This window comes from candidate division WOR-3 bacterium, assembly GCA_039801245.1.
Lineage (GTDB): Bacteria > Hydrothermota > Tepidihabitantia > Tepidihabitantales > Tepidihabitantaceae > JAOABP01.
This window is the reverse complement of the sequence record JBDRUF010000010.1, coordinates 32,816-44,306: the sequence shown is the minus strand read 5'-3', so window position 1 is coordinate 44,306 and position 11,491 is coordinate 32,816. Positions and strand designations below refer to the sequence as shown.

General features: G+C 49.1%; 8 protein-coding genes. 6 read left to right on the top strand and 2 right to left on the bottom strand.

What is annotated here, in order from left to right:
* Positions 1-345, bottom strand: a 345-nt coding sequence (gene purE, locus ABIK47_02620; GenBank protein ID MEO0019519.1) for a 5-(carboxyamino)imidazole ribonucleotide mutase, incomplete at its 3' end; no start/stop codon positions are given.
* Between the two features lie 63 nt (positions 346-408).
* On the opposite strand from purE, the gene larA reads away from it, so the two are divergent.
* Positions 409-1,641 (top strand): nickel-dependent lactate racemase, encoded by a 1,233-nt coding sequence (larA, locus tag ABIK47_02615; GenBank protein ID MEO0019518.1) that lies wholly within the window; start codon positions 409-411, stop codon positions 1,639-1,641.
* A 44-nt stretch (positions 1,642-1,685) separates the two neighbouring features.
* Here larA and ABIK47_02610 read toward each other — a convergent pair whose 3' ends face one another.
* Positions 1,686-2,069, bottom strand: a complete 384-nt coding sequence (locus ABIK47_02610; GenBank protein MEO0019517.1) for a hypothetical protein — start codon at positions 2,067-2,069, stop codon at positions 1,686-1,688.
* 430 nt (positions 2,070-2,499) lie between these two features.
* On the opposite strand from ABIK47_02610, the gene asnS reads away from it, so the two are divergent.
* The 5 genes from asnS to ABIK47_02585 all read left to right on the top strand — a co-directional run bounded on the left by asnS (position 2,500) and on the right by ABIK47_02585 (position 11,488).
* Positions 2,500-3,792, top strand: coding sequence for an asparagine--tRNA ligase (asnS, locus tag ABIK47_02605; GenBank protein MEO0019516.1), 1,293 nt, complete (start codon positions 2,500-2,502; stop codon positions 3,790-3,792).
* A gap of 12 nt (positions 3,793-3,804) precedes the next feature.
* Complete coding sequence (locus tag ABIK47_02600; GenBank protein ID MEO0019515.1) at positions 3,805-4,062, top strand: hypothetical protein; 258 nt, start codon at positions 3,805-3,807, stop codon at positions 4,060-4,062.
* A complete protein-coding gene (locus ABIK47_02595) occupies positions 4,037-5,422 on the top strand; it encodes a hypothetical protein (protein MEO0019514.1) in 1,386 nt (461 codons plus the stop codon). The genes ABIK47_02600 and ABIK47_02595 overlap by 26 nt, the downstream gene beginning before the upstream one ends.
* 105 nt (positions 5,423-5,527) lie before the next feature.
* Positions 5,528-8,329, top strand: a complete 2,802-nt coding sequence (locus ABIK47_02590; protein ID MEO0019513.1) for a PD-(D/E)XK nuclease family protein — start codon at positions 5,528-5,530, stop codon at positions 8,327-8,329.
* The gene (locus ABIK47_02585; protein ID MEO0019512.1) at positions 8,330-11,488 is read left to right on the top strand and encodes a UvrD-helicase domain-containing protein; all 3,159 of its coding nucleotides are present in this window, start codon (positions 8,330-8,332) and stop codon (positions 11,486-11,488) included.
* Positions 11,489-11,491: the final 3 nt, after the last annotated feature.

Here is an 11,491-nt window from a genome sequence, read left to right as displayed (position 1 = left end):
TGCCACCGGCACACCCGCAGGCATCTGGACAGTTGACAAAAGCGCATCCAAGCCACCCAACCCCGCATCAAGCGGCACACCTATCACCGGCAAGGTGGTATAACTGGCAACAACACCAGCAAGATGAGCCGCCTTACCCGCACCGGCAATTATCACCTTTATACCTCTTTTTGCCGCCCCCCGGGCAAACCGCCGGCACTTCTCAGGCGTCCGGTGTGCCGAAATCACCTGTATCTCGCTCTCCACCCCGAACTCATCCAGTACCCGCTTCGCCTCACCCATCACCTCAAGGTCCTTATTACTACCCATCAAAATCGCTACCACCGGTTTGTCTCTGTTTACCATAACTAATCATATTAACATCCTCAATCCTTGTAAAGTCCGGTTGCCGATTTATAATTTAACGATATGGACCTGAAAATAGCCTGTGACAACAGAACTGAACAGGTCTCGGTTCCTGAAAAAAACCTCCTTGGGGTTCTTCAGCCCAACCGGTTTGAAACCTCATTCTGCGACATCAACTCTGCGATCAGTAAGGCAGCACAGGAGGCAAAAAATTTTATCGCCGATTCTCACCGCATCCTTGTCCTTTTAAACGACTACACCCGCCCAACACCCAACGAGCCGATTCTGAAACTCCTTGAAGAGGAACTGAACAAAAGGGACACAAAATACCTCATCTGTTTGGGCACCCACCGCCAGGCAAAAGAGGAGGAACTGAAAAACATCATCGGCGAGGAAATCCTTGAGCGGATAAAAGGGCGCATCATCCAGCACGATTGCAGAGACAGACCCTCTCTCTACTTTTTAGGAAAAACCAGGTTTGGCACCGAGGTTGAACTGAACCGCGCGCTCATCTGGGCAGAAAGAATTATTACGATTAACTCCATTGAACCCCATTACTTTGCCGGTTATACCGGTGGCAGAAAATGCTTTATCCCGGGGATTGCCGGCATAAAAACCATCGCCCAGAACCACAACCTTTTGCTCCACCCGGCATCCGCCCCATTCTCACTCAAAGAAAACCCGGTTCATCTTGATATGACCGAGGCGGCAAGGATGGTTCCCAAACCGGTCTTTTCCATCCAACTGGTTCAGGACTCAAAACACAACCTCCTTTCAGTTCACTGTGGCGATTTATTCACCTCGTTTGAAAAAGCCTGCCTGGACGCCTATAAGGTCTTTGCGGTGCCGTTAAAAGAGAAGGCAGACATCATTTTAAGCGTCCTTCAGACGCCCTATACCATCAACTTCTACCAGTCCCAGCGGGCGGTTGAATTTGCCATTCCAGCATTAAAACCAAATGGCATCCAGATTACCGTCTCTCCCTGTTATGATGGCGTTGGCAACGACGATTTTGTCAGAGTCCTTCAGTCCTGTTCAACACCTGATGAACTTTTAAATATGAAACCGCCTGAGGTTCTGGGCTGGCACAAGGCTGCCCGTCTTGCCCGGATAATGCAGAAGGCACAACTCTATACGGTGATGCCCGGGGTCAAAGATGAGCTCATCAGAAGCGTATTTATGCACCCCTTTTCTTCAATCCAGGCTGCGCTTGACTTTGCCCTTGAAAAACTCGGCAAAAACGCCACCATTTACATCATCCCTGATGCCGGCTCACTCGTGCCGGTGGTCACATAAACCTTTTAATTTAAGAAATCAGCAGTTCCTTTAACCAAACCCGATTAATAGTATGCCAAATAGTCAATAACAAGAAGTATTTTGGTCAGTTTGTCCTTTTCTACCCTCACCGGAAAGATGTAATTGCCATCAATCAAATTTGCGTAATACCTATCCTTTTCCCATACAAAAACCGAATACTCACCCTCCGGCAAGTGGATTTGAAAATATCCATCCCTGTTACTCTCTGTCGAACCCACCAATTGGGAATTAACCACCAAAAAGAAACGAGGGTCACAACTGTCCTGAACTACACTGTCTAAACTGGTTTTCTCAAAGAATAGAATGGTTCTTTTAACATATGTAATCTTGCCTCCAGGTTCGCCAGGCTGGAAATTACCCTCCCAAAATTCAACCCTTCCCCAGACACCCTGTGATATTGTCGGCACAAATTGAGAACCCCACTTACAGCCAGTGAAAAAAAAGAAGGACAAGACCAGCATCCAAAATATTCCCTTAAACCATCTCATTTTCCTCTTACCTCTATTTGCCTATAATTATACTTTTATCAGACGCCTGTCAACCTACTCCATAAGTCATAAATTTTCGCATTTACCGATTAGCTAAGTATTTGACTTTTAAGACGATGGAAATTTGATGCCCGTCCCCTCCACCACCCCCGGGGAAGCCCCCTTTGGGGTAAGGGTTATGGGGTTGTTTGTCAAGATGTTGGAAATGTGCAGGGGAAAATCAAAGGTGAAAGATGCGTTGGAATTAATCCGGTCTTCCGTCTTCGGTCTCCCGTCTTTTGGGAGTTGAACGGGTTTTTGCCAGACGGTCTTAACCGCTTGACTTTTTCGGTTGCACCCTTAAAATCAAATCGTGGATATCACTATTGATAAAATCGGCACGCAGACAGGCAAAGAGGTGACCCTGACCGGCTGGGTCTATAACAAGCGCTCCTCAGGCAAGATTCACTTCCTGCTTTTGCGCGATGGGACCGGCATCATCCAGTGCGTCTTTCTTAACGGAGAGGTATCACAAAAGGCGTTTGAACTTGCCGACTCCATTCCGCAGGAGTCCTGTGTTGAGGTGAAGGGGGTTGTCCGGGAGGACAGGCGCGCTCCTGGCGGTTATGAACTTTCCGCCACCGACCTGAAGCCGATTGCCATCTCTGCCCCTTATCCCATCTCACCAAAGGAGCACGGGATAGAATTTCTGATGGAACACCGCCACCTCTGGCTGCGTTCAAGGCGCCAGCATGCGATTCTGCGCATCCGCGCGGAAATCATCAAAAGTCTGCGCGACTACCTTGATGATAAAGGCTTTCTCTGCTGCGACACGCCCATCCTCACCCCCGCCTCGGTTGAAGGCACAACCACCCTATTCCCGGTTGACTACTATGGTGAACAGGTCTACCTTACCCAGTCCGGTCAGCTCTACAATGAGGCGCTCTGTGCCGCGGTGCGCAAGACCTACTGTTTTGGTCCGACATTTCGGGCAGAGAAGTCAAAGACCAGACGCCATCTGACCGAGTTCTGGATGCTTGAGCCGGAGATGGCCTTCTACGACCTGAACGCAACCATGGACTTGATGGAGGATATGATTTGCGCACTCATCACCAGGGTATTAGAGAAAAGGCAAAAGGAACTCAACACCCTTGAGCGAGACATCAAAAAACTTGAGGCGGTGAAAAAGCCTTTTCCGAGAATCACCTATGCTGAGGCGCTTGAGGTCCTCAAAAAAGCCAATGTCAAGATAGAGTTCGGGGATGACTTTGGCGGCGATGAGGAGACAGTTATAAGCCAGTCATTTGATAGACCGGTGATGATTCACCGCTTTCCGGCAAAAATCAAGGCTTTTTATATGAAGCGGGCACCGGAGAATTCCGAACTTGCCTTAGGTGTTGATATGCTGGCGCCTGAGGGCTATGGCGAGATTATCGGTGGCGGCCAGCGGGAGGATGACCTAAAGGAACTGGAAAAAAGGCTTGAGGAGTTCAAACTGCCAAAAGAGGCATATCAATGGTATCTTGATTTGCGCCGGTTCGGGTCCTTTCCCCATTCCGGTTTTGGTCTGGGTCTGGAGCGCACCGTTGCTTGGATTTGCGGCTTAAGGCATGTCCGGGAAACAATCCCTTTTCCCCGGCTCTTAGAAAAGGTCTATCCTTAAAAGGAGGTCAAAATGCCCGAAACAAAGGTTGGCATCATCACCCATTACTTCGGGAAGATTGGTGTGGCGGTTGTCAAGGCTACTGATGGAGCAATTGCGGTTGGCGACAAAATTCACATCAAGGGCCACACCACCGACCACACCCAGGTTGTTGAATCCCTGCAGATAGAGCACCAGCCGGTTCAGCGGATAGAAATCGGACAGGAGGCAGGGATGAAGGTATCTTGCCGGGTGCATGAACATGATGAGGTTTTCAAGGTTACCGATTAATGGGTTGACATTTTTTATTACCCTTGCGTCTCCCCTGCCGCTATTTGGCGCCTGGATCACCACCGGGATGGATACACTCACCCACACCCGTGCGCGCAAGACCGTCTCAATGCAATCCCTCGCCTGTGACAACACCGGGACGCTCCATGCCGCCTGGGTAGAAAGGCTTGGTGCTGGACCAAACTATCTGCTTTACTCCTGCAAACCACCAGATTCAAACTGGTCGGTTCCTGAGACCATTGCCGAAATGGTTGCCGTTCATATTGCCCTGACAGCGGGAAAGACCACCGGTGTTGCCCATATCGCCTTTATCCAGAATTTTGCCGACAGTGCTGAACTCTGCTATGCAAAAAAGCTTTGCCCTGGTGCCTGGCAGGTAATTCGGCTAACCAAGGACACAGTCCAGGACTGGACACCGACAATCGCCCTGGAGAAGGACTCATCTGTCCATATCGCCTGGGTGACAAGGGAACCAGGGGTGGCATATCGCATCGGTTATGCAAGGGAACGCGATGGCATCTGGGAAACCTCAATCCTCCGCCAGAGCCAACTTGGTGATTTTGGTACCGGTGCAATGCCCCATCTTGCGGTCTCGCCATCTGGTATTGCCCATATCACCTATCGCGGGGGCAACTATCCTGATTACCACATTCACCATGCAGAAAACTCTGCCCCTGGGGACACCAACTGGTCCTATGAAGTTCTTATCACCGCCAACAATTACGATTATATTTCCGCGCTTGCCGCTTATGCGGGTGAGGAACTCTTTTTGGTCGCCAGCGGCAATGACGGCTGGGGTATGCCATTCCGCACCCATTATCTCCATCGCCCGCCCAACTCAACCAACTGGGACCCTTATCAGCGAATTACCGCTGATGCCAGTGCCCAGATGCAGGGGTTTTGTATGGATGACACCAATATCCACATTACCTGGCAACTCATCAACGGCAACATCATTGCTGAACAGCTCTATCACTGCTCCAACTGTACCGGACGGTGGTACAATTCGCCAATTCGGGCGGATTCACATACCACCGGTGGCGCAATTACCATTGACACCAGCCATTGCGGTCATGTCTTGGCAATTATTGAAACTCCTGCTGACACCGAACTTTACTGCATCCACAGCGCACCCTTTGCCGGCATTACGGAAAAGGGAAACAGTCGCTATCAAACACACTTGTTACCCACTATCATAAGAGGCGGGGAAAATACCTGCATTCCAGTTTTCACCGACCCTGAGAGCGAACTTTACTCTGTCAATGGCACAAAACTGGGCCTAATCAAATTAGAAAGTAATAGCGGGGTGTATCTGATTCGGTATAAAAACTGCGTAGCAAAGGTTGTGATTGTCAGATAAAAAGGAGCGCTATGGCAAGAAGTAAAACCAAACTCAAGCGGATGCGACACCGCTGGGAAATGAAAAGGCGGCGCCGGCTTGAGGCAAGGAAAAAAGCGGCAAAAGTTGAACAAGAAGCGTAAACTATTCCTTTTTCCCTTTAACTGTTATAACAGTACCGAACTCCTTTTCCGTGCGGCACTGGCAACAGGTGCCCAACCACAAGAGATACTCTACCTCACACCAAGCCCGCGCAAACTGCGCGCAACGCAAGTACTCTTCGCCCGCCTCTGGGGCAGAAAGGCCTTTGTCCCGCCCGTTTTTCGCACCTTAGGGCAACTCGCCCGCGAAATCTGCGATTACACCTCAGATAAGCGGCTTTTCCCTGATGAACTCAAACCGCTGTTAATCAAAAACCTGTTTGTAGAAAAAGGTAAAAAGATAACCCTTGCTTATGCCCGGGCAATTGGAGACTTTGTCGCTGATGTCAAAAGGCATGTGCCCAGAGAAAAAGAGCAGGACATCCCTACGGTCCTTAAGGAGACCTTAGCCGGCTACGAGAAACCGCTTCGCCGGGCATTGGATGCCTGGTATACCTTAACTCTATATAACGCAACCTTAGAAAAACATGGCTCGATAGACAATGAGGATTCTATCCTTGAGGCGGCAAACCATATTTCCGATTACCATCCCTCTCCCCGCATTCTTATCCTTGACAGTTTTGTTGCTCCCAACAACCTTGAGGAAAAGTTCTTGAGCGCCCTGGTTGAGAATGCCGAAATGACATTTGCGGGGACATATTTTAAAGAGGGGGATAGGGATTATGCCCTTGGTGAGCGCTTTGTTAATTTCTTCAGCCAGTCCCCCGGATTGGAGATTGAAGAGGTTAAAGTCGATTTTGAACCTCCCAACCCACCGCTCTATAAGTTCCCTAACCCTGAAGAGGAAATAATCGGAATCGCCCGAAACATTAGAAGTCGCGAGGAAGATACCAACCTTGCGGAAACCTATATTGTCTTTCCACGCTTATCAGATTACGCACCCCTCATCACTCGCATCCTCCCCCAGTATTCAATCCCCTTTACAATTTATCCCCGGACAACACTTTCCTCTTCACCACCGATTGTTTGTGTCCTGGAACTGCTCCGTGCCCTTGATACTGACTATGAACGGATTGCCACCTGTGCTGCCCTGTCGTCCCCCTATCTCCCTTATCTTTTGAGACTTCCTGATGACAAAGACGAGAGAGGACGCAACCTTGCCGCTCAATCCTTGAATTACCTCTCTCGCCGCGCCGGCATCATCAAAGGAAAAGACAACTGGCTTAACATCGCCAATCGGATTTTCGCCCAGGAGGAGACTGAACCGGAAGATTGGGAAAGGAATTTTCTTCTTGAACTCCAGACCCGGGTCCGTCAGGCAATCGGTCTCACTGAGAAAATTCTCGAACCAGCAGGGACGATCGGTAATCAGGCACGCAGACTGAAGCAGTTCCTCAAGACCGCTGAGTTCTGCTCAAACATCAGCCCAGAACAACCCTGGTTTGAGCAGTTACGCCTTGACCGCAAGTCACTCTACGACATCCTCGATGCCATCGCTATCTTTGCCGCCGAATTCGGTGAACAAAAGGATTCGAGGTCCTCTTTTATTAAGACCCTCTCCTACCTTATCGGTCTAAAAATCAAAACCCCTGAATCTGACCGAGGGGGAGTGACGGTTGTGAAGATGGAAGAGACCCTCGGTCTGAATCCGACTAACCTTTATTTTGCTGGTCTCACCGAAACCGACCTGCCGGGCTCTTACCACCCTGACCCAATTCTACCCGATTCGGTGCGCAAGAAACTCGGGATGCCTGATATTGAGTGGCACCGTGACTGGCAGCGTTTCCATTTCCGTCGCACCCTCGAGTCCAGCCCGAACACCCCCTTTTTGAGCTATCACGAATCCAGGAACGGCAAACCGGTCTTGCGCACACCATTTATAGAAACCGAACCGGTGAAGTATCACGATGGCGAGATTATTTTTTCTGAGGTTGAGGAGCAAATCTATCGCGGTCGCCAAAAGCATTGCCTTTTTGAAGATGTCATCCTTACGGTTGATTTCTCAGGTGACGAGGAAATTAAACAGGAGTTGAACCGGCGGTTTGGAGCCAACGCCAAATTCCATGTCACGACGCTGGAAAGCTACCTCCGCTGTCCCTATCAATTTTATCTCTATAATATCCTGGGTCTAAAGACACCGCCCGAACCGACATTTGAAATTGACGCCCGAATGTGGGGTTCTATCGCCCACCGGATCCTGGCGAGAATCTATCAAGAGGGACCAATTCCAGTTGAGGATATTGGAAAAATCGCAGGTGAAATCATTGACCAGGAGTTAAATAATATTACTCTACCTGCCTTTTGGAGAGAAGTCACCTACCGCATCCTGAAAAATCTCTTTGTCAAGTTAGTGGAATACGAAAGGGAACTTCGCGCCGATGGCTTTCAGCCAGTAAAAACAGAAAAACGTGTCTATGGGTCAATTAAACCCGACATTAACCTTTTGGGCAGAATTGACCGCATTGACCGCAAAAACAACCTTCTCCGTATAATCGATTACAAAACCGGTTCTCCTGATATCAATGCCCATGCGCACATCCAGTTACCACTTTATGCCTATCTCCTGTCTCAGGATGAGGAATTCCAAAATCTCCAGATAGAAAATATGGGTATTTACAGCCTCCGTTCCGTAAGATTAAAATTCTTGGCAAATAAAAACGCCAGGGTTGAGGAGTTAATCAAAGCGGCGATTGAGCGGACGGTTAACATCGTTGCCGATATCCGTAAAGGTAAATTTTTAGCCGCCCCCAGCAGCTTGAGTAATTGTGAAAACTGCGATTTCCACTTCACCTGCGGGAAAGAAGCATTTAAAGATGCCGGAGATTAGATGACGCCTCCCCTAAAAAGTAAAATCGTCTTCGCACCGGCGGGGTCGGGTAAAACTGAACAGTTAAGCTATCGCTACTTAGAACTCGTGGAGGCGGGTGTGAAACCGGAACGGATTCTGACCCTAACCTTTACCGATAAGGCGGCAGTAGAGATGAAGGAAAGAATTCTTAACAATGCCCGCAAGCGGAATCCAGAAATCTATAACATATTGCGGGAGAATATCCTGCGCCTGCGCATCTCCACCATTCACTCATTCTGTTTTTCACTTGTCCGACGCTTTGCCGACCTTTTGAATATCGATCCCAACCCTGCTGCCTTAACCGACGCTAAGAACCTCTGGCGACAGGCAAAGTACGATGCCCTGATGAAAATCGCTGAAAACAACGACCTCGCAGATTACCGCTCACTCTTAATCAGCCTCATAACTCGCGAACACATTCAGGGCTGGAAAAACTTTTCTAAGTTTCTTGACCACCTTTTTGAAAAAAGAACCGTTGCCCTCAGAGCGAAACCAAGGGGTTTTGACATAAACTCAGTTAAGGAACTGGCTGAGCGGTTAAAAAGAGAACCGGCTGGGTTTGAGAGAATTAAAAATTATCAGGAGTTGTTTCCAGAAGATTTAGGTAATCCCGGTGTGATTGAGCGGATTTTTAAGACCATCGCCGATCATCAATCTGTGTTTATGACTACGCAAAACACGCCGAGAATAAGGGGTCTTTCTGAAAGGGAACGCCGTTGGGCAGCTGATATGGTTCGTTATCGCAATCTGATTGCTGTTCTGAATGATTTCAACCTGTTTAAACAAAGGTGGCACCTTTTTCAGGACTGTTTTCTTGCGACCTACAACGAGATGAAACAGGGGCTCGGAGTGGTGGATTATGACGATATGGAACTGCTTGCCTTGAGACTATTGACCGAGGAATCTGAATGGCAGAATATCCTTTATATCTTTGACGAGCACACCGACCATATCCTTGTGGATGAGTTTCAGGATACCTCATTTCTCCAGTGGGGGATTATTGATAAACTCACCGAGGAGTGGCGCTCAGGAGAGGGGTTAAAAAGGGAGCTGGGGGTCGCGCCGACAATATTCATCGTTGGTGATGATAAGCAGTCAATCTATATGTTCCGCAACGCCCGGGTGGAGTTATTTTTCAAAGCCAAGGAAAAACTTGAACAATGGCTGGGCAGTGAAAAGGTAGAAACAGTAACTCTTCAAGAGAACTACCGCTCTCTGCCGGCAATAATTGATTTCACCAACGCCCTTTTTTCGCAACTTATGAACCCCACTGAAAATAAGGAACCCTGGCGCTCCCGTTACCGACATTTTGTGTGCCGACGCATTGGGAAAGAACAGGGAAAGGTAGCGATAATCCTTGAGCCGAGACAAGAGGTTTTAAGTATCGCTGATAAAAGGGAAATCGACGCCCAAAATCTCGCCCGCGCGATCAAAGCCCTTATTGCCACCAACTTCAAGGTTTCAGACTCATCCCTTGATGCATCAGAAATTGTTCGCCCCTGCCGATACAAAGACATCGCCATTCTCATCCGCAGCCGCCAGGGAATACTACCAGCACTGGAAAAATCTCTGCGCAAGGAAAACATCCCATTTGTGGTTGTTGGGGGCACCGGCTTCTATGAAGAAAGCGAAGTCAGGTATCTCACCGCCCTGGTTTCCTTTCTTGTTGACCCGGCGGATGACACCGCGCTCTACATCACCCTGCGCGGTCCGTTGTTCAATATCCCGGAAAGGGACATTTTTCTCTGGATGACGAAGGGCGAAACAAAGGAACCGACATTATGGGAACGCCTCGACGCTCTCGCCCGAGAACCGTCCGAGGGGCTCGAGCGGGCACGAAAAATCTTAGGGGACGCCCTGAGAAAGGTCAACTACGAACCTTTATATTCTCTCGTTGACCATATTTTACTCAAAACAAAGGCGTGGGAGGTCTTCAGCGAACCGCAAAGAGTGGCCAACATCAGGAAATTCATCCACATCATCCAAGAGGAGGAACTTGCCGGCAAGACCCCGCTGCGAATTAAAAGTTTGCTTGAACAGTCAAATAAGGATGAACCCAAGGCCGAGATTCCTAACGAAGAAATGAACGCGGTGCAAATTATGACCGTGCATTCGGCAAAGGGGCTCCAATTTCCGATAGTATTTCATCCCGGGCTTCATGAAAGAGTCCTGCAAAGGGAGACATATAAGGAGAAACTGGTGGTGGAGGAAAATGCCCTTGGGGAGGTAATATTTTCATACATTGAAGAAGGCTCGGTAAGAAGGTTACACCCCCTCCACGCTGAGTATCTTGAAAAGGTAATCGAGGAGGAAAAAAGGGTGTTTTATGTGGCTTGCACCAGGGCACGTGATGCCCTTTTCCTGACCGGGGTCTGGGACACATCCTCTCCTGAAGGAACAAGGCTGGAATGGTTGATTAATCACTTGGGGTTGAAGAGAACTGACCACGGGTTTGAGGTTGCAAGAAACCTTCCCGGACTCTCCATAACAACGCCGCAGGAAATCCTGCAGATTGAAGTGTCAGGAGGAACAGAGGAGCATCCTACCTCTGTACCGCTAATCAGAATTGAACCACCACTCCCCTCCCCACCACCCCAGGTGCGCACAGTAACAAAATACACCCCCCACGAACTACAAAAACACTCGGATGAAGCCCTCGGCATTGGCGAAACCCTGCACCGGCTACTGGAACTAATCTCTCTCGGTAAACTTGACCCCTTTAGCCCCCGGTTGGAAGAGGAAACAGCCCGCCTTCTCCGAATTAAGGGCTTCTCTAAAGAGATTGCTGAAAAACTGGATGGGGAAATACTGAGAACTGTTAAGGGGCTGGTCTCATCCCCAGTCTGGGAAATAGTTCGACCCCAACCCAACTCTTTCGTGGAACTACCGATAATGTATCACGATGGGAAAACTATCTGGACCGGCAGGATCGATCGGGTTATTCTCAAGCCGGATGCGGTTCATATTTATGATTACAAGACTCTAAGGGTGAAGGAGGAGGAGATTTTAGCGCTGAAGGAACATTACTACGCCACCCAGTTGATTTATTATGCCCGTGCCTGCGCCGAACTTTTCCCGGGGAGAGCTGTCAAGAAATTTGTTGTCTTCACCGCCTTACCGGAAATAGTAGAGGTATAGGTT

Bases quoted from the DNA above. Each gene is read 5' to 3' on its own strand.
- ABIK47_02600 (MEO0019515.1), top strand. From the start codon at position 3,805: ATGCCCGAAACAAAGGTTGGCATCATCACCCATTACTTCGGGAAGATT.
- ABIK47_02585 (MEO0019512.1), top strand. From the start codon at position 8,330: ATGACGCCTCCCCTAAAAAGTAAAATCGTCTTCGCACCGGCGGGGTCG.
- ABIK47_02595 (MEO0019514.1), top strand. From the start codon at position 4,037: ATGAGGTTTTCAAGGTTACCGATTAATGGGTTGACATTTTTTATTACC.
- larA (MEO0019518.1), top strand. From the start codon at position 409: ATGGACCTGAAAATAGCCTGTGACAACAGAACTGAACAGGTCTCGGTT.